The 19,045-nt window shown below is 64.9% G+C and carries 18 protein-coding genes; 8 read left to right on the top strand and 10 right to left on the bottom strand.

The annotated features are described in order from the left end of the window. Window positions 1-52: 52 nt before the first annotated feature. Window positions 53-739, top strand: a complete 687-nt coding sequence (gene ung / locus ASG25_RS15325; protein ID WP_062475488.1) for a uracil-DNA glycosylase — start codon at window positions 53-55, stop codon at window positions 737-739. Between the two features lie 20 nt (window positions 740-759). On the opposite strand, the gene ASG25_RS15320 is transcribed toward ung, so the two are convergent. From ASG25_RS15320 to ASG25_RS15310, 3 genes are all read right to left on the bottom strand, one after another. Then, window positions 760-1,656 (bottom strand): DMT family transporter, encoded by an 897-nt coding sequence (locus tag ASG25_RS15320; RefSeq protein WP_062475485.1) that lies wholly within the window; start codon window positions 1,654-1,656, stop codon window positions 760-762. A gap of 199 nt (window positions 1,657-1,855) precedes the next feature. Continuing rightward, window positions 1,856-3,184, bottom strand: coding sequence for an HlyD family type I secretion periplasmic adaptor subunit (locus ASG25_RS15315; protein ID WP_062475481.1), 1,329 nt, complete (start codon window positions 3,182-3,184; stop codon window positions 1,856-1,858). Beyond that, window positions 3,181-4,980: a type I secretion system permease/ATPase gene (locus ASG25_RS15310; RefSeq protein WP_062475478.1), complete on the bottom strand. Its 1,800-nt coding sequence runs from the start codon at window positions 4,978-4,980 to the stop codon at window positions 3,181-3,183. Before ASG25_RS15310 ends, ASG25_RS15315 begins: the two co-directional genes overlap by 4 nt. 262 nt (window positions 4,981-5,242) lie before the next feature. On the opposite strand from ASG25_RS15310, the gene cobF reads away from it, so the two are divergent. The 5 genes from cobF to ASG25_RS15285 all read left to right on the top strand — a co-directional run bounded on the left by cobF (window position 5,243) and on the right by ASG25_RS15285 (window position 9,741). Further along, window positions 5,243-6,019 (top strand): precorrin-6A synthase (deacetylating), encoded by a 777-nt coding sequence (gene cobF, locus ASG25_RS15305; RefSeq protein ID WP_062475475.1) that lies wholly within the window; start codon window positions 5,243-5,245, stop codon window positions 6,017-6,019. 114 nt (window positions 6,020-6,133) lie between these two features. Continuing rightward, on the top strand, window positions 6,134-7,504 hold the full coding sequence (gene cobG / locus ASG25_RS15300) for a precorrin-3B synthase (RefSeq protein ID WP_062601230.1): 1,371 nt from the start codon (window positions 6,134-6,136) through the stop codon (window positions 7,502-7,504). Beyond that, window positions 7,491-8,123, top strand: a complete 633-nt coding sequence (locus ASG25_RS15295; RefSeq protein ID WP_062475855.1) for a precorrin-8X methylmutase — start codon at window positions 7,491-7,493, stop codon at window positions 8,121-8,123. The genes cobG and ASG25_RS15295 overlap by 14 nt, the downstream gene beginning before the upstream one ends. A gap of 50 nt (window positions 8,124-8,173) precedes the next feature. Beyond that, a complete protein-coding gene (locus tag ASG25_RS15290; RefSeq protein WP_062475852.1) occupies window positions 8,174-8,980 on the top strand; it encodes a precorrin-2 C(20)-methyltransferase in 807 nt (268 codons plus the stop codon). Further along, window positions 8,977-9,741 (top strand): precorrin-3B C(17)-methyltransferase, encoded by a 765-nt coding sequence (locus tag ASG25_RS15285; RefSeq protein WP_062475469.1) that lies wholly within the window; start codon window positions 8,977-8,979, stop codon window positions 9,739-9,741. Before ASG25_RS15290 ends, ASG25_RS15285 begins: the two co-directional genes overlap by 4 nt. Here the strand turns inward: ASG25_RS15285 and ASG25_RS15280 are convergent. Beyond that, a complete protein-coding gene (locus tag ASG25_RS15280; RefSeq protein WP_062475464.1) occupies window positions 9,705-10,469 on the bottom strand; it encodes a cobalt-precorrin-6A reductase in 765 nt (254 codons plus the stop codon). The two genes, ASG25_RS15285 and ASG25_RS15280, sit on opposite strands and share 37 nt — an antisense overlap. Here ASG25_RS15280 and cbiE point away from each other — a divergent pair. Beyond that, window positions 10,468-11,778: a precorrin-6y C5,15-methyltransferase (decarboxylating) subunit CbiE gene (cbiE, locus tag ASG25_RS15275; protein WP_082480218.1), complete on the top strand. Its 1,311-nt coding sequence runs from the start codon at window positions 10,468-10,470 to the stop codon at window positions 11,776-11,778. The two genes, ASG25_RS15280 and cbiE, sit on opposite strands and share 2 nt — an antisense overlap. Beyond that, entirely contained in the window at window positions 11,775-12,539 is a 765-nt protein-coding gene (gene cobM / locus ASG25_RS15270; protein ID WP_062475461.1) for a precorrin-4 C(11)-methyltransferase, read from the top strand. The genes cbiE and cobM overlap by 4 nt, the downstream gene beginning before the upstream one ends. A gap of 31 nt (window positions 12,540-12,570) precedes the next feature. On the opposite strand, the gene mnhG is transcribed toward cobM, so the two are convergent. The 6 genes from mnhG to ASG25_RS15240 are packed head-to-tail and all read right to left on the bottom strand — an operon-like array spanning window position 12,571 to window position 18,598. After that, entirely contained in the window at window positions 12,571-12,954 is a 384-nt protein-coding gene (gene mnhG, locus ASG25_RS15265) for a monovalent cation/H(+) antiporter subunit G (protein WP_062475458.1), read from the bottom strand. Next, window positions 12,951-13,232: a K+/H+ antiporter subunit F gene (locus tag ASG25_RS15260; protein ID WP_062475455.1), complete on the bottom strand. Its 282-nt coding sequence runs from the start codon at window positions 13,230-13,232 to the stop codon at window positions 12,951-12,953. Before ASG25_RS15260 ends, mnhG begins: the two co-directional genes overlap by 4 nt. Further along, complete coding sequence (locus ASG25_RS15255) at window positions 13,229-13,717, bottom strand: Na+/H+ antiporter subunit E (protein ID WP_062475452.1); 489 nt, start codon at window positions 13,715-13,717, stop codon at window positions 13,229-13,231. Before ASG25_RS15255 ends, ASG25_RS15260 begins: the two co-directional genes overlap by 4 nt. Continuing rightward, a complete protein-coding gene (locus ASG25_RS15250) occupies window positions 13,717-15,330 on the bottom strand; it encodes a monovalent cation/H+ antiporter subunit D (RefSeq protein WP_062475448.1) in 1,614 nt (537 codons plus the stop codon). The genes ASG25_RS15255 and ASG25_RS15250 overlap by 1 nt, the downstream gene beginning before the upstream one ends. Further along, window positions 15,327-15,668, bottom strand: coding sequence for a Na+/H+ antiporter subunit C (locus ASG25_RS15245; RefSeq protein ID WP_062475445.1), 342 nt, complete (start codon window positions 15,666-15,668; stop codon window positions 15,327-15,329). The genes ASG25_RS15250 and ASG25_RS15245 overlap by 4 nt, the downstream gene beginning before the upstream one ends. Beyond that, on the bottom strand, window positions 15,668-18,598 hold the full coding sequence (locus ASG25_RS15240; RefSeq protein ID WP_082480215.1) for a monovalent cation/H+ antiporter subunit A: 2,931 nt from the start codon (window positions 18,596-18,598) through the stop codon (window positions 15,668-15,670). The genes ASG25_RS15245 and ASG25_RS15240 overlap by 1 nt, the downstream gene beginning before the upstream one ends. Between the last annotated feature and the right edge of the window lie 447 nt (window positions 18,599-19,045).

Genomic DNA, 19,045 nt, shown 5'->3' with positions numbered 1-19,045 from the left:
AGCTATCGTTTGCGACAGGAACACGCAGACAACAGGCATAGGACGGGGCGATATGGACGGGACGGTCAGGCTGGAGGAGAGCTGGAGACACGCGCTTTCGAAGGAGTTCGACAGCGCCTATATGGGGACGCTCAAGAGCTTCCTGCAGGCTGAGAAGGCGGCGGGAAAGCAGATCTTCCCGCGGGGCTCGGAGTATTTCCGGGCGTTGGACCTGACGCCGCTCGACAGGGTCAGCGTCGTCATTCTCGGGCAGGATCCCTATCACGGCGAGGGTCAGGCCCACGGGTTGTCCTTCAGCGTACGCCCCGGCGTGCGTATTCCGCCGTCTCTGGTCAATATCTACAAGGAACTCGAGACCGACCTCAGCATACCGCCGGCGCGACACGGGTTTCTTGAGCATTGGGCGGAACAGGGCGTCCTGCTTCTCAACAGCGTGCTGACGGTGGAGCGGGCGCTGGCGGCGTCGCACCAGAAGCGGGGATGGGAAACCTTTACAGACGCCATCGTCCGCGCCGTCAACGATCAGCCGCGGCCGGTCGTGTTTATCCTATGGGGATCCTACGCCCAGAAGAAGGCGGCCTTTGTCGATCAGAGCCGGCATCTCGTGCTGCGCTCGGCGCATCCCTCACCCTTGTCTGCGCATAACGGTTTCTTCGGCACGGGCCCGTTTACCAAAGCCAATGCCTTCCTTGAAGCGCATGGGCGCACGCCGATCGACTGGGCATTGCCGCCGATCTGAGCCGTTCGCACAGGCCAGCCTCAGGCCGGAGGGTGGGTTTGCAGGACGCCCGCCCTGCGGGCGACGACGCTCTCGCGCCAGACCGTGAAGATGCCGGCGCCAACGACGATGACGGCGCCGACGATCATGTTGACGCTGAGCACTTCGCCAAAGACGGAAACGCCGATGATGCTGGCGAAGACGAGCTGCAGATAGGTCAGGGGCTGCACCTCCGAGGCATCGAGATATTCATAGGCCTTGATGAGGAAGTAGTGGCTCGACGTGCCGGTGACGCAGAGGAGCGCCATCCAGAACCAGTCGACCGGGGCGAACCACGTCCAGTAGAACGGCCCGACAAGCGTGATCGCCACGGCTCCGGCGACGCCGGTGTAGAAGAAGCTGGTCATGGCGCTATCCTCGCGGCTGACAAGGCGCGTGGTAACGACGTAGAACGCGAACATCAGGGCGGACGAGACGGGAACGACCAGCAGCGAGGCCGTTTCGTTGCCGGTCGGATCAAGGATCACGATGACGCCGATCAGCCCGACGAAGATCGCCGTCCAGCGGCGCCAGCCGACGCGCTCGCCGAGGATGACAATCGACAGAAGCGCGACGAAGATCGGTCCGACCGAGAAGATCGCCTGCGAATGCGCCAGCCCGACGCTGGCAAAGGAGGCAATGACCAGGACGATCTGGCTGACGAGCAGCAGACCACGCAGGATCTGCAACACCGGGTGCTTCGTGGAAACCGCAGCTTTCAGGCCGCCGCTGGAACGGGCTGCCAGGAGGACGACGAAGGCTGCGAACGCCCAGTAGCGGATCATCGTGATGAACACAGGCGGATAGAGGCTGCCCATGTGCTTGGAGGTCGCGTCCTGCAGCGTGAAGATGAGGATTGCGACGAAGACGAAGAGATAGCCCTTGCGCTTGGATGTCATCGGAGTCGTCTTGCCGTGCTCGCCTTGACGACCGTATGGACGCGCTCAGGTCTTCTGGGAAAACGCCCGTGGCCGGGCGTCCTCGTCTCCTACTGTATATTTCCCGGGACGGGTATCGATTTCGGGATGAAAACGAACTTCGGATCCAATGCGGCGTGAGCGGACCCTTTGCCCCGCGTCGAAAGCCCGTCTCCCGCCGTCAATCTTCCCGGAAGGTGCGCTGCATCTGTTCAGTCAGAGGCTTGGCAAGATAGGAGATGACGGTCCGGTCGGCGATCTTGATGTAGGTTTCCGCCGGCATGCCCGGATAGAGCGAGAGGCCCTTCAGGGAGGCAAGGCTCGCCGCCTTCGGGCGAATGCGCAGCGGGTAGTAGCTTGCGCCCGTCCGCGGGTCTGTCACCTGATCCGGAGCGATATTGGCGACCTCGCCCTCGACCACGGGCGTGGTTCGCTGGTTGAAGGCGCTGAAGCGGATTTCCACCGGCTGGCCGAGGGTGATCTGGTCGATGTCGGTGGTCGCGATCCGGGCTTCGATCGTCAACGTATCGGTCGCGGGAACCACCAGCATCAAGACTTCGCCGGGATTGACCACGCCATCGACCGTGTGGATGGCGAGCTGCGAAACCCGGCCGGCCAGCGGGGCGCGAATATCCAGTCGCTTCAGCTGGTCGAGCGCGGCGACGCCGCGATCCTCGTATTCCGCAATGCGTGCCTCGACATCTGTGAGATCCTTGGCATTTTCCGTACGGCGGTCCTCGTCCAGCTGCAGGATCTGTAGGTCGATCTCGCTCGACTTCCCGGCAGCCTGTGCGCGGGCGGCAAGACGAGCGCCGCGATCGCCCTCGAGCTGTGCGCGGTCACGCTTGAGAGCCGTGACGCGCTGCATGGACACGAGGCCTTGCACATAGAGCTTGTCGACGCCTTCGAGCTCCTCGCTGATCAGCTTCAGGCTGTCGGCAATGGCGTTGAGCTGGACCGTCTGGCCTTCGATCTCGTCCTTCAGCTGGGCCTTGCGCGAGGCAAGCTGGTTCTTCATGCCGACCAGCGCGCTCCGGCGGCTGTCGAACAGCCGTCGCTCGCTGTCCTCGAAGCCTTTGGACGCCATGTCTGTCGGGACGACCTGGACGATCTTCGGAACCGTGAACGTGGCTTCGCCGGCCTGCTCGGCCAAGATCCGGGCGCGGCGGGCATAGAGCTGGGCCAGCGTATTCTGGACGATCGACAGATTGGCGCGCACGGTGGTGCCATCGAGCCGCACGAGCACCTGTCCGGCCTCGACAGTTTCGCCTTCACGCACGCGCAGTTCGCCGACAATGCCGCCGGTCAGGTGCTGGATCTTCTTGACGTTGTTTTCGACGACGACCGTTCCGGGGGCGACGATGGCGCTCGAAAGCTCCGTCGTTCCGGCCCATCCGCCGATGCCGCCGACGAGAACGAGGGCCATCATTCCGACGGCCGTGATGTGGCGCGAAAGAGACCGGCGGGACTGCACCGTGGGCACCGGGGACGACGACTCGCGCGGGCTCATGATGCGGTTTCCTGACCGTTGCCGACGGCTTTGAGCATGGGGAGCTGTGCCTGTAGCGGCGGCGGGGCGTTCGACGAAGAGGGCTGGGTCGCCGCGGGGCGGGGCGGATCGCGGCGGAGGATCTGCGCCAGAACCTCGTCCTTCGGGCCGAAGGCCTGCATGCGGCCTTCATTCATCATCAGCACGAGGTCGACGCTCGCAAGTGCGCTCGGGCGGTGGGCAACGACGATGACGATCCCGCCACGGGCGCGAACGCCGAGGATGGCCTCGCTCAGCGCCTGTTCGCCTTCAGCGTCGAGGTTCGAGTTCGGTTCGTCGAGAACGACGAGGAAGGGCTCGCCGTAGAGCGCGCGCGCGAGGGCGACACGCTGGCGTTGGCCGGCCGACAGAGACGAGCCGCCATCGCCGATCTCCGTTTCATAGCCGTTCGGCAGCTTGAGAATGAGGTCGTTGACACGGGCGGCCTTGGCGGCCTCGACGATCGCGGCCGGCGCGGCATCCTCTTCGAAGCGCGCGATATTCTGCGCCACGGTGCCGGAGAACAGTTCTACGTCCTGCGGAAGGTAGCCGATATGCTTGCCGAGACGATCGCTGTCCCACTGATCAAGGGCTGCGCCGTCCAGCCGGACGGCTCCGCGCAGGGTCGGCCAGATGCCGATGAGGGCGCGGGCGAGCGAAGACTTGCCCGAAGCGCTGGGGCCGATGATGCCGAGCGCGCTGCCGCTCTTCAGGGTAAAGGTGACGTCGGCATAGGTCAGGCGCTGGATGCCGGGCGGTCCGCCGGCAATGGCTTCCGCGGTCAGCTTCTCGCGCGGAACCGGGAGCTCCAGCGGCGCCTCGCGCTCCGGCAGCGCGGTCAGGAGGTCGCCCAGACGCTTCCAGCTCTGGCGCGCGGCGACGAAGGAGCGCCAGTTGCCGATGGCCAGTTCCACCGGCGCAAGTGCGCGCGCCGTGAGAATGGATCCTGCAATGATGATGCCGGGAGAGGCCAGTCCCTCGATGACCAGCACCGCCCCCGTGGCGAGCACGGCCGACTGGAGGATCATGCGGAAGACCTTGGACAGGGCGCCATAGCCGTTCGATACGTCGGAATTCACCAGGTTATGGTGCCGATAGGCGTCGTTGCGCTCGCCCCAGAGCGTCGACATGCGGCCGAGCATCCCCATGGACTGCATGACCTCGGCGTTGCGCTGTGACGACTGGGCAAAGGCGTTGCGCAGATTGCCGGTCTCGGACGCTTTCTTGGACGGACCCTGGGTCCCGCGATTGGTGAGGAACGTGAGAGCGATGAGAATAAGGGAGCCGACAACGGAGACGATGCCGATGACCGGGTGGAACAGGAAACAGATGCCGATGTAGAACGGCAGCCAGGGAAGGTCGAAGAAGGCGGCCGGCCCGGCACCCGACAGAAAGGCGCGCACCTGATCGAAATCGCGCAGGGGCTGCAGGCCGTCACCGGCCGTCCGCATCTTCAGCGGCTGGCGAACGACCGTGCGATAGATGCGCCCCGTCATTGCCTCGTCGAGGGCACCGGCGATGCGCACCAGCATGCGGCCGCGCACCCACTCGAATGCACCTTGGAACGCGTAGAGCAACAGCGCTAGGATGCAGAGCGCGATCAGCGTCGGAATGCTGCGGCTCGGCAAGACGCGGTCATAGACCTCGAGCATGAAGAACGAGCCCGTGAGGTAAAGCACGTTGACCAGCGCACTGGCGATGCCGACGCCGATAAACGCGCCCTTGCAGTCCCGCAAAGCCTGCGCCGGCTCCGTGCCTGAATGTCTGGTCTTTGTCATCGTCACCCCAAATGCCCGCCGGAAGGGCTGTCGTGTGGCCTGAACCGGCGTTCCCCAACGCCTGCCTGCGATCCCGAGCGCGATGCCAATCGGCCCTTGCGCTGCGCAGACGCGGTCACATTAGAGACGATCATGTCAATTTTTTATCACCAAAGGCAGATTCTGAATTTATTTTAGCATTATGCGTTTCAAGGCGCCACCCGCTATAGGACCGGCATTGGCCGCAGGCGCGGCAGCACGAACGTGTTTTGGAGGACAAGCCATGCGCCGGATCCTGGTGATCGGCATCGGAACCGGAAATCCCGATCACCTGACGCTCGAGGCTGTCAGGGCGATCGGCGAGGCCCAGGTGATCTTCGTCCCGACAAAGGGCGACGACAAGGTCGAGCTTGCCGACGTTCGCCGCGGCATCATTGCGCGCAATGGCTCAGCCAGCGTGCGGCTCGTGGAGTTTGCCGTGCCGCGGCGACAGACGGATGGCATCGGCTATCGCCAAGGCGTCGATCTCTGGCATGCCGCGATCGCAGGCATCCACGAGCAGCTGTTCCTCGATCATCTGGCAGACGGTGAAACCGGCGCGTTCCTCGTGTGGGGCGATCCGATGCTCTACGACAGCACGTTGCGCATTCTCGAGCGTGTGCGGGACGCCGGACATGTTGCGTTCGACGTTTCCGTGTTGCCGGGGATCACCAGCATGCAGCTGCTGGCGGCCCGCCACCGCATCCCGATCAACGACATCGGGCTTCCCGTCACCATTACGCCCGCACGGCGCCTGTCCGGCATCTTTCCGCGCGCGGCCGAGGCCGTGGTCGTGATGCTGGATGGCGAGGAGGCTTTTCTGGCGGTGGACGAGCTGGATACCGAGATCTTCTGGGGCGCCTATCTCGGTCTGCCGCAGGAGATCACGATCGCCGGACGGCTTGGCGCTGTCCGAAGCGCGATCGTCGAGGCACGCGCGGCCGCGCGGGCGCGCCACGGCTGGATCATGGATATCTACCTGCTGCGCACGCCTTCACAAGGACCCGCGGGACAGCGCTGAGACGAGGCTGCGCCTGCCGCGGCGACCGGTGGGTGCGGCGATTTGCACGCGCCTTGCCGCATGCTGTATGACGGCTGATCGAAGGGCGCTGACAGGACGATGGCCGGAACTCAAATGCGCAGAGATGGTGAGACGACGACGTTCGGTGATGGCTCGTCCCCGACGCTGCGGCGTGGCGCCTGCCCGACATTGGCGCGTCCGATGCAGACCGGCGACGGACTGCTTGCGCGCCTGCGGCCAGCCTCGGGCTTCTTCACGACAGAGGCTTTTCTGGCACTTCTCGATGCGGCGGAAGCGTTCGGCACGGGACGGCTCGATATCACGGCACGGGGAAACCTCCAGATTCGCGGTTTGCGACCGGACAGTGTCGCACGGCTGTCGGCGGCTATCGCGCGCGCGGGCATCGCGCCGATCGAGGGGATCGCGGTGGAAACGCCACCGCTGGCCGGGCTCGATCCGGAGGAAATCGTCGATGCGCGTCCGCTTGCCGGCAAGCTCTCTGCGCGCATCCGTGAGAGCCGTCATGTGCTTGCACCGAAGCTGGCTGTCATCGTGGACGGCGGCGGGAGGCTGCATCTCGACGGCGTTGCGGCGGATGTCCGGCTGAAAGCCGTTGATGGCGATGTTCCTCTCTGGCATCTGTTCGTCGCAGGGCGGCCGTCGGGCCTTTCCGGCGCGGCAGACGAGATGATCGATGCGGCGATGGCGGTGATTTCCGAGATCGCTGCCTGCGGGCCTGCAGCGCGCGCGCGCGACCTTCCTCCAGGCCGTGGAGCGGTCCTGCATTCGCCCGCTCCAAAACAGCTGCCTGCGCATTCGCCGGTGGGCACGTTCGATCTCGGCGCCCAGGTCGCGCTCGGCGTTGCACCGTCCTTCGGACAGGCGGAGGCGCATGTGCTTCGCCGTCTGGTCGTTGCCGCCCGGTCGCAGGGATGTTCGCAGGTGCGGCTGGCTCCGGGTCGCGCGCTTCTCCTGATCGGTCCTGCCGGCTATGACCATCCGGCACTCGTCCGGACTGCCCGGTCGCTCGGCCTGGCCGTGGAGGCGACCGACCCGGTCCTGCAGATCGATGCCTGCGCCGGGCAGGCCGGCTGTGCCTCGGGACGCATCGACACCCACGCCATGGCGGCGCGCCTGATCGCGCATGCGCCCGCGCTCATGGATGGGTCGCTCAGCCTGCACGTCTCCGGCTGCGCCAAGGGCTGCGCGAGGCCGCGCACGGCGGGGCTCACACTGGTGGCAGCATCCTGCGAAGGCCAGCCGGGGGCGGGGATCGTCCTTGGCGGACGGGCCGGAGACCCGCCTGTCGCGACAAAGCGTCTGGAAGACGTGCCTTGCGCCCTGACGGCGCTTGGCCAATGGGTTGCGGAAACGATAGAGAAGGGCGAATCGGCGGCCGCCTGCTTGGAACGGGTGGGGCCGGCGCGGATCGCCGCTGCGTTTTCAGGGGCGTGCTTCAACGGGATTGATGATGCCGGCATATGACTACATCCATGATGGCGATGCCATCTACGAGCGCTCCTTCGCCATCATCCGGGCAGAAACCGATCTTTCGCGGTTTTCGCCGGAGGAGGCGGATGTCGCCGTGCGCATGGTGCACGCCTGCGGGCTGGTCGAAGCTGCGCGGGATTTCGTCTTTTCGCCCGACTTCGTGACGGCTGCACGGACCGCCCTCGGGCGTGGCGCTCCCATTCTCTGTGATGCCTTCATGGTGGTAAACGGTGTGACCCGCGCGCGCTTGACCGCTGGAAACGAGGTGGTCTGCACGCTGCGCGAGCCCGAAACGCCTGCGCTTGCCCGGGAGATCGGCAACACGCGATCCGCGGCAGCGCTGCGGCTCTGGGGAGAGCGGATGGGCGGTGCGGTGGTCGCCATCGGCAATGCGCCGACGGCGCTCTTCTATCTTCTCGAAATGCTACGTGACGGGGCGCCGAAGCCGGCTGCGATCCTCGGCATGCCGGTCGGTTTCGTCGGTGCGGCGGAATCCAAGGATGCCCTGGCCGAGCATTCCTACGGCGTGCCTTTCGCCATTGTCCGCGGCCGCCTCGGCGGTAGCGCCATCACGGCAGCCGCCATCAATGCCCTTGCGAGGCCGGGCCTGTGAAAGCATTGGGGACGGGAGAGAACCAAACAGCCGACAGTGCCGACGCGCCGCTGGCGGACCGCAAGGCCGGGCGCCTGATCGGGGTCGGAACGGGGCCCGGCGACCCTGAGCTTCTGACGCTGAAAGCCGTGCGGGCGCTCGCCGAGGCAGATGTTCTCGCCTATTTCGCAAAGGCCGGTCGGCGCGGCAATGGACGCACCATTCTCGATGGGCTCGGCAAGGCCGATGGTCTTGCCAGCCTGTTTGCACCCGGGCAGATGGAGGGCATCCTGAAGCCCGGTCGCATCGAATTGCCGCTCTATTATCCGGTCACCGTCGAGATCGACAAGGAGCACGAGGACTACAGGGACCAGATCACCTGCTTCTATGATGCTTCGGCAGAGAGCGTTGCCTCACATCTCAATGCCGGACGGACCGTCGCCGTCCTCAGCGAAGGCGATCCGATGTTCTACGGTTCCTACATGCATCTGCACGTGCGTCTGGCAGGGCGCTATGCGGCCGAGGTCGTGCCTGGGGTTACGGCGATGTCGGGCTGCTGGTCGCTTGCCGGCCTGCCGATCGTTCAGGGCGACGACGTGCTGTCGGTCCTGCCCGGAACCATGGACGAGACGGAGCTTTGCCGCCGGTTGGGTGATACGCAAGCGGCCGTGATCATGAAGGTGGGGCGCAATCTGGCAAAGATCCGCCGTGCGCTTGCCGCGTCCGGTAAGCTGGGCGAAGCCGTCTATGTCGAGCGTGGGACAATGGCGAATGCCGCGATGACGCCCCTTGCCGACAAACTGACCGACGAGGCGCCCTACTTCTCGCTGGTTCTCGTGCCCGGCTGGACCGGCCGTGTCAGGGACACCTGCGCATGAGCGGCCGCCTGACGATCGTGGGGACCGGCCCGGGCGATCCGCGGCAGACAACGCCGGAAGCTCTCGAGGCCATTGCCGCGGCCAGCCATTTCTTTGGGTATGGACCTTACCTCGACCGCCTTGTGCTGCGCCCCGACCAGACGCGAGTGTCTTCCGACAATCGCGAGGAGCTGGACCGCGCCAAGGCCGCACTCGAGCATGCGGCGCGGGGTGCCGATGTCTGCGTGGTCTCCGGCGGCGATCCCGGCGTCTTTGCGATGGCGGCCGCCGTCTGCGAGGCGATCGATCATGGGCCCGCCCTCTGGCGCGATATCGATTTCCGCGTGACGCCGGGCGTAACCGCCATGCTGGCCGTTGCGGCCCGGATCGGCGCACCACTCGGGCACGACTTCTGCGCCATCTCGCTGTCGGACAATTTGAAGCCGTGGGAGATCATCACCCGCCGGCTGACCTTGGTCGCGCAAGCCGGGCTCGTCATCGCGCTGTACAATCCGATCAGCAAGGCACGGCCCTGGCAGCTAGGCGCCGCCTTCGAGATCTTGCGGTCGATCCTGCCGGCCCGAACGCCCGTCATCTTTGGCCGCGCTGCCGGCCGGCCGGACGAGCGCATGCGCGTCATGCCGCTTGCCGATGCCGATGCGACGGTAGCCGACATGGCGACCTGCGTCATCATCGGCTCGCCCGAAACGACCGTCATCTCTCGACCCGGCCGCGGCGACCTGGTCTACACGCCGCGCTTCCTCTCCGGAGCCGACACGTGATCGATGCGGGCGAGCGCCTCCTCCACAGTGCCGACCGCTGGAAGAGCATGCCCGGCGGCCCGTTCGACGAGAATCACCGCAATCCCCAGTGCCCGGGCTGCGGCAATCTTGCCGTAGGTGGCGCTGCCACCGCTGTTCTTGGCGACGATGCTGTCGATACGGTGTTCGATGAGCAAGGCCTGCTCGTCAGCCTCGCCGAAAGGTCCGGTCGCAAGGATGTAGCGGACGTCGGGCAGCATCAGAGGCGGATCGACCGGGTCGACGCTGCGAACAAGATACGTGTGCTGCGGAGCGGCTTCAAACACGGCTGCCTCCTGCCGACCGATCGCCAGGAGGACGCGCCGGGGGGCCGTACCCAGCGCAGCAACGGCCGTCTTTACACTGTCGACGCAGGTCCAGAGGTCGCCCGGCCGGCGCTCCCAGGGCGGGCGCCGAAGGGCGAAAGCCGGTATGCCCGTCGCCCGAGAGGCTATTGCGGCGTTCTCCGAAATTCTTGCAGCGAAGGGGTGCGTCGCATCGATCAGAAGATCGAAGCCTTCATCCCGCAGTGTGCGGGCAAGGCCTTCCGCGCCGCCGAACCCACCGATCCGGGTCGGGACGGGCTGCGCCATCGGCGCCCGCGTGCGACCGGCCAGCGAAAGCACCACGGCATGCCGGCCCTCGGCAAGGGCACCGGCCAGCGTGCGGGCTTCCGTGGTGCCACCGAGAATAAGGATATGAAGACCCATGCGTGACGGCGAAAACGCTTCCCTGACGGCGGAACCCTGGCTGACGATCATCGGCCTCGGAGAAGACGGTCTAGCGGGTCTCGGCGATGACGCCAAGCAGGCGCTCGCAGCCGCGCGTCTCGTCTTCGGCGGCGCGCGGCATCTGGCGCTCGCGGCGCCGCTGATCACCGGGGAAAGCTGCCCCTGGTCGAGCCCGTTCGAAACGGCCATCGACGTCGTGGTGGCGATGGCCGGCATGCCTGTGGTCGTGCTCGCCTCGGGTGATCCCTTCTTCTACGGCGTCGGTGTCACGCTGTCGCGGCGCATCGATCCGGCGCAAATGCGGGTTCTGCCGGCACCCTCGGCGTTCAGTCTTGCGGCGGCACGGCTTGGCTGGGCGTTGCAGGACGTGGTCTGCCTTTCGCTGCACGGCCGGCCGCTCGACCTCCTTCGCCCCCATTTACACCCGGGGACACGCCTGCTCGCGCTGACGTCCGACGGTAGAGGGCCGAGCGCGATCGCAGCCCTTCTCCGCGACAGCGGCTTCGGCGCGTCCGGTTTTACCGTGCTGGAAGCGATGGGCGGAGGGCAGGAGCGGGTGACCCGGCAGACGGCGAAGACGTTCGATCGTGCCGAATGCCACGCCCTCAATGTCTGCGCCATTGAGGTCGTGGCCGGAGAGGCGGCACGCGTTCTCGCGCTGTCGCCCGGACTTGCCGACGACCTTTTCGAGCATGACGGACAGATCACCAAGCGCGAGGTCCGGGCGTTGACGCTTTCCGCGCTGGCGCCTCGACGCGGCGAAAGACTCTGGGATATCGGGGCTGGCGCAGGTTCGATCGCGATCGAGTGGATGCTGGCCGATCCCTCCCTAGAAGCGGTCGCCATCGAGATATCGCCGGAGCGGGCCGCGCGGATCAGACGCAATGCGCAGGCTTTCGGCGTTCCCGCCCTGGGTGTGGTCGAGGGCAAGGCGCCGGACGTGCTGGCGAGCCTTGACGCCGGGCGAGCGCCGGATGCGATCTTCGTCGGTGGCGGAGGGAGCGAGCCGGGCGTGATGGAGGCGGCATGGGCCGCCTTGCGGCCTGGCGGGCGGCTGGTCGCAAATGCCGTGACGACGGAGATGGAAGCGGTTCTGCTTGCCTGCCATGCCGAGCAGGGCGGAAGCCTGACACGGATCGACATTGCGCGTGCATCGCCTGTCGGCACGATGACGGGCTGGCGCCCGGGCATGCCGGTGACGCAATGGGCTCTGACGAAACCTTTAACAGAAGACAGGCCTCACCTCGCCGGTGACGCCCTTGGAAAGCGTAAGGGAGAACCGGCGTGACGGTACATTTCATCGGTGCCGGTCCCGGGGCAGCGGACCTGATCACGGTACGCGGACGGGATCTGATCGCGGCATCGCCCGTGTGCCTGTTTGCCGGCTCGATCGTTTCGCGCGATCTGCTGTCCTACTGCCCGCCGGGCGCCCGCATCGTCGACACGGCTCCCTTGTCGCTGGACGAGATCGAGGCGGAATATGTCCGGGCAGAGGCGCACGGCCAGGACGTTGCGCGTCTGCACTCCGGTGATCTCTCGGTCTGGAGTGCGGTCGCCGAACAGGTGCGGCGGCTGGAGTCGCGCGGGATTGCCTACACGATGACGCCGGGCGTACCGTCTTTCGCGGCGGCGGCAGCAGCGCTCGGTCGCGAACTGACGCTGCCGGCACTGGCGCAGAGCCTCGTGCTGACCCGTGTTTCCGGTCGCGCGTCGCCGATGCCGAATGCGGAGACGCTGGCCAATTTCGGTGCGACCGGTGCGACGCTTGCGATCCATCTCGCCATCCACGCCCTGCCGGCGATCGTCGCGGAGCTCACGCCGCTCTACGGCGCCGATTGCCCGGTCGCCATCGTCGTCAAGGCATCCTGGCCGGACGAGCGCGTGGTGCGCGGCACGCTGGGCGATATCGAGGCACGGGTCGCCGAAAACCCCATCGAGCGGACCGCGCTGATCTTCGTTGGTCGCACGCTGACAGCGGATGGTTTTCGCGACAGCGCGCTCTACGATGCAGGCTATCAGCGCCGGTTCCGCGGCCGCGACGAACTGTAGGACCTTCCGTCCGAGCGTCTTTCGGAGCGGTCTAGACGCCGATGTCGATCTTGGGGTCGGTCTTGGCGGTTTCCGTTTTCCGGGGAACCTCAGGGTTCTTTTCGGCGCGATCGCGGTAGAGCGCGGACTGGCCAAGCAGCATCAAGGTGACCGGCGTCGTGACGATCATGAAGATCACGATGAGCACCTCGTGAACGATCCAGCGGTTCTGAAGCACGCCGAACGCGATCATCGATGACGTGGCGATGAGAAGGACGCCGCCGCTGGTGCAGAGCGTCGGCGCGTGAAGGCGCTCGTAGAAGCTCTGGAAACGGACGATGCCGATCGCGCCGGCCAGCGTGATCGCGGAGCCCGACAGCAGGAGCAGGCAGACGGGAATGGCCGCCCAGACCGGCAGATCGACGAGAAACGTCATTCGATCACCTCGCCGCGCATCAGGAACTTGGCAAATGCGATGGTCGAGACGAAGCCGAGCAAGGCAATCGTCAGTGCAGCCTCGAAATAGAGCACATTGGCCGTGCGGATGCCGAAGGTCAGCAGCAGCAGCATGCCCGTGATATACACCGTGTCGAGACCCAGAATGCGGTCTTGCGCCCGCGGGCCCCTCGCGACGCGGTAAAGCGCGCAGACCATGGCAAGGCCGATCATGATCTGCGAAATCAGCACGGACCAGATGATGAGAAGCTCGGTCATTCGAAGATCTCCCTGAGAAGCCGTTCATACCGATGGGTCACGATGGACTGCCAGTCCTTGCCGTCGGCCGTATCGAGCACATGGATGAGGAGCATGCGGGTCTGGCGATCATATTCAAGCCAGGCGGTGCCGGGCGTGGTGGTTAGGATGCAGGCGAGCAGCGCAATGGCGTTGTCGTCCTGCAGTTGCAGTTCCACCATGACGAAGGCGGACTGCACAGGCCGCTTCCGCCGCGACAGGACGGCGCCGAGAACGGCGATGTTGGATTGTGCGATGTCCCTGACGACGAAACCGGCGAGGCGCAACGCAGCACCGGGCCGGCGCAGGCGGGGCTTGCTGGGCTCCAGATTGACCATGGCCCAGGACAGTGAAACGGACAGCACCGTGCCGAGGAGGATCTGACCCGGGGACACCGACTGGTTGACGAGCAGCCAGAACCCCAGGAGCAGAAGCGACAGAACCGGATAGGGGAACCAGTACCGCATCAGGAGCCTCCTGGGGATACGACCGGCACTGCATCGCGCACGCTGCCGATGTAGATCTGCGGCTGCGACAGCGCGGTCGCCGTATCCTGGAGATAGCGGAGCGCCGGACCGGACTGAAGCGTCAGGAAGCCGCAGGCCGCGAGAAGCGCGAGCACCGGCGTGATCTCGATCAGCCGGACACGGGGAACGGTGCCTTCGATCGAACTCCAGAACGTACGAATGCCGACCCGGTTGAGTGCGATCAGCGCTGCGAGGCCGGAGAGGATCAGAAGCGCCACGAAGGTCCATTGCGCGCCGGTGACGGGCGCGTTCTCGCCAACGCCTTCGAACAGCCCGTGAAGGATTGCGAACTTGGCGACGAAGCCTGACAGAGGCGGCAGGCCGGCCATCAGCATGGTGCAGGCGACGAAGCACGCGCCGAGCACCGCCATGGTACCCGGAACGGCAACGCCGACCTCCTTCGGGACATCATCGTCATCGCCGTCGCCATAGGCTTCCATGGTCACTGCGAGAACGTCGGCACCCGCGTCCCGGGCCCGCTCCACGAGTTCGATAAGCAGGAAGAAGGCGCAGATGCCGAGCGTTGAGGAGATCAGATAGAACAGCGTGCCGGGAATAACGCCCGTGATGCCGAGGCCGATGGCCGCCATCAGCGATCCCGACGAGATCAGCACATAATAGCTGGCAAGCCGCCCCAACGCCTGCGATGCCATGACGCCGATCGTGCCGAAGACCACGGTCAGGAGACCACCATAGAGGAGAACGCTCTGCCCGAAACCTTCTGACGTGCCTGCGGCATTGCCGAACAGGAGAAGCGACAGCCGAAGCAGGATATAGACGCCGACCTTGGTCAGGATTGCAAACATCGCCGCCACCGGCGGCGTTGCGGCAGAATAGGCCTGGGGCAGCCAGAAGCCGAGCGGCCACATGCCCGCCTTCACGAGGAAGGCAACACCGAGCACGGCGGCGCCGGCCTCCAGCAACATGCGGTTCTCGGCGCTCAGATCCGGAATGCGCAGAGCGAGATCGGCCATGTTGAGGGTGCCGGAGGCACCATAGATCAGGCTGACGCCGATCAGAAACAGCGACGAGGCTGCAAGGTTGATGGCGATGTAGTGCAGACCCGCCTTGACACGCACCGGCCCCGAACCGTGCAGCATGAGACCATAGGAAGCTGCCAGCATGATCTCGAAGAAGACGAACAGGTTGAACAGATCCCCGGTCAGGAACGCGCCGTTGATCCCGACCAGCATGAACTGGAACAGCGTGTGGAAGTGCGGACCGGCCGTGTGCCAGCGCGCCATGGAGAACATCTGGGCGCACAAGGCCATCAGCGTTGCGAGCGTGATCATCATGGCCGACAGGCGATCGATCACCAGGACGATGCCATAGGGCGCGGCCCAGTTGCCGAGCTGGTAGACGAGCGAGCCGTTGTCCTGCGCGTGCGCGGACGCGATCATCAGGGCAACGCCCGTCAGGAGCAGAAGGATCGTTGCCCCGAAGCTCACCGCCCCCTTGAGGGTTCGGCGACGCTCGTCGAGCGGGATCAGCGCTGCCGCGGTGACAAACGGCAGGAGGATCGGCAGAATGATCAGATGACCGACCCAGTTCATCGGCCCTCTCTCCCGTCGACATGGTCGTTGCCCGTGAAGCCCCGCGAGGCGAGAAGCACCACGAGAAACAGTGCCGTCATGGCAAATCCGATGACGATGGCTGTCAGAACCAGGGCTTGCGGCAGCGGGTCGGTGTGGGTGAGAAAGCCACCCGCAACGCCCTTTTCGAGCACAGGCGGCGCATTGAGGCGCAGACGGCCCATGCCGAAGATGAACAGATTGACCGCGTAGGACAGGAGCGCGAGGCCAACGACCACCTGATAGGTCCGCGGCCGGAAGAGCAGCCAGATGCCGGACCCTGCAAACACGCCGATGCCGGCAGACAGAACGAGTTCCATCAGCTCTTCTCCTTCGTCGACAGCCGGACACTGCGCATGTGGGCGCGCGGCGAGCGGACGGACTGGTGGGCGAGCGCAATCAGGATCAGCACCGTGGCGCCGGTTACCAGAGAGAAGACGCCGAGATCGAACAGAATGGCGCTCGCCAGCGGTATCTCGCCGATCAACGGCAGGTCCGCATAGCGGGAATGTGTCGTCAGGAAGGGATAACCGAACACCCAGGAGCCCAGACCGGTGGTGGTCGCGACAAGGATCCCGACGCTCATCCAGCGCAGGGGATGGATGCGCAGACGTTCCTCGACCCAGCGCGTTCCGCTGCTCATGTATTGCAGGATAAACGCGATCGAAAGCGCGATACCTGCCGCAAAGCCGCCGCCCGGCAGGTCGTGGCCGCGGAAGAACAGGAAGGCTGCGAACATGCCGATGGCAGGAAAGAGCCACCGCATGATCACCGAGGGAATATGGAGATATTCCGCGACGCTCTCGCCGGACTGGCGCTCGGGATGCCGCGCATCGAAGGCGTTCTGCACACGCTGTTGTTCCGGGCGCTCCAGGCTTTCGGCCGCCGGGCGGAAGCGCAGCAGCAGGGAGAATACGGTTAGCGCGACAATGGCGAGAACGGCGATTTCGCCGAAGGTATCGAACCCGCGGAAATCGACCAGGATCACATTGACGACATTGGTGCCGCCGCCTTCGGAATAGGCACGCTCCAGGAAATAGCTGGAGATCGTCTCCGGCATCGGCCGGGTCATCACGGTGTAGGAGATCAGCATCAGGCCAACGCCGGCGGTGACCGCGATGACGAGGTCACGAAGGCGGCGGATGCGCACACCGATGGACATGGCTTCGGCATCGGGCGCCTCGAAGCGCTTGGGCAACCAGCGCAAGCCGAGGAGAATGAGAACGGTGGTGACGATCTCGACAAGGAGCTGCGTGAGCGCAAGATCGGGTGCGGACAGCCAGACGAACGTGATGCAGGTGACGAGGCCGGCCCCACCGAGAAGAACGAGCGCCGCGAGGCGGTGGAATTTCGCCTGGTACGCGGCACTGATTGCGCAGGCCATGCCGATCAGCCAGAGGATGGCGAAGACCGGATCGATGTTGCGGAAGGCAAGATCGGCTGGCTGGAAGCGACCCCAGAGCAGCGGCGTCGCTGCAGCGATGACGGCTGCGAAGACGAGAATGCGCATCTGGGGCTGAAGGCGCCTCGTGCCGGCCTTCATTTCCACCATGCGGGCCCACTTCCAGGACAGGGTGAGGAGGATGCGCTCGAAGATGCGCTGACCCTGGAGCTTGCGGAAATAAGGTGGCCCCTCAACGCTGGTCGCCAGGTAGGGGCGCATGACGACATAGAGCAGGATGCCGGCAACGAGCGCAAACAGGCTCATGAAGAACGGCAGGTTCCAGCCATGCCAGACGGCAAGGCTGTAGACCGGCGTCGCGTCGCGCAGGACGGAGATCACGGCCGTGTGCAGCAGCGGTCCGATGGTCAGGCTCGGCACGACGCCAACCACGAGGCAGGCAAGCACCAGAAAGCCGATCGGCGCGATCATCCAGTGCGGCGGCTCGTGTGGCTCGCTCGGCAGATCGTGCGGCTTGGGGCCGAAGAAGACGGCGTAGATGAAGCGCAGGGAATAGGTGACCGCAAAGAGGCTCGCCAGCGTCGCGATATAGGGCGTCAGCGTGTCGAGCAGGTTGATCCGGTGCGTTTCGATGGCTTCGGCAAAGAACATTTCCTTGGAAATGAACCCGTTGAGCAAGGGTACTCCGGCCATGGACGCGCTTGCGACCATGGCCAGCGTGGCGGTTATCGGCATGTATTTGAAGAGCCCGCTCAGGCGCCGCATGTCGCGGGTGCCCGTCTCGTGGTCGATGATGCCGGCGGCCATGAAGAGCGACGCCTTGAAGGTCGCGTGATTCATCGTGTGGAAGATCGCGGCGACGGCGGCCAGCGGACTGCCGAGGCTCAAAAGGACGGTGATGAGGCCGAGGTGACTAATGGTGGAATAGGCAAGAAGCCCTTTGAGATCCTGCTGGAAGATCGCAAAATAGGCGCTGAGGAGCAGTGTCGAGAGCCCGGCGAGGCCAACCAGCCAGAACCAGGCCTCTGTGCCGGCCATCACCGGCCAGAAGCGGGTGAGAAGAAAAACGCCGGCCTTGACCAGCGTGGCCGAATGCAGAAAGGCCGAAACGGGCGTGGGGGCCGCCATGGCGTGCGGCAACCAGAAATGGAATGGAAATTGCGCGCTCTTGGTCAGGGCACCCATGAGCACCAAGACGAGGATCACCAGATAGAGAGGGTGGTTGCGGATCGCATCGCCCGAGGCGAGCACCACGTCGAGATCGTAGCTGCCGACGACATGGCCGATCAGCAGCAATCCGACGAAGAGGCAGAGACCACCTGTTCCGGTGACGGTGAGCGCCATGCGGGCGCCGTCGCGCGCATTGGCATTGTGATACCAGTAGCCGATCAGGAGGAACGAGATGATGCTCGTCAGTTCCCAGAAGATCGACAGAAGAATGAGATTGCCCGACAGGACGAGGCCCAGCATTGCGCCCATGAAGGCAAGAAACAGCGAGAAGAAACGCGGAACAGGATCTTCCGCCGACATGTAGTACCGTGCATAGACCACGACCAGGAGCGCGATCGCGCTGATCAGGGCCGAGAACAGCCAGGAGAAACCGTCCATCCGCAGCGTGAAGTTCAGCCCGTATTGCGGAATCCAGGCGATGTCATAGCGCAGGACACGGCCCTCGATGACAAAGACGTAAAGCGATGTCGTGATCGCCAGGCAAAGGAAGGCAATGGAGCCCGAGAGCCAGGCTGCCAGCGTGCTGCGATCGCTCGGCAGACTGATGGCGATGAGGCTTCCCACGAACGGCGTGAGCACGAGCAAGAGCAGCAGGTTTTGCGCGATCTCTATGGTCATTTCCCCAGTTTGATCGTTACGATGTCGGCTCTACGCGCTCACCCGAGCACGAGCTTGACGGACGCTTCGAGGCCGAGGGGCCCGAAGGGTCTGCGTGAACGAAGACAGCGCGACATGCCGAATTTTATGCCGGTATTCTGCCGCGAAGCCAACCCGCGAAAGTGGCAAATAGCCCCCATCTGTCGTTTTTCCAGTTTGTCTTATGAACCTCGCCGGTGTTTTTGACGGATGCCCAACCTCGCGTACCGTCTCATCGCCGGGAAGACCAAGAAAACATCCTGTTATCTCTCCGTGATCTCGGCGTCTGCGCGCGTGCCGATGACAGGAGACGTCGTTCTGCACACGCGATGGTTCTCGCCGCGGCGATTGCAGGGCACTGTCCTGAAATGCGAAACGCACCGGAGACGGGGTCTCCGGTGCGTTTCGCATCGATCAATCAGGGATGAC

This window comes from Rhizobium sp. Leaf384 (assembly GCF_001424065.1).
GTDB lineage: Bacteria > Pseudomonadota > Alphaproteobacteria > Rhizobiales > Rhizobiaceae > Ferranicluibacter.
Note: the sequence above shows the minus strand (reverse complement) of the source record. Positions and strands in the feature narration are given on the sequence as shown.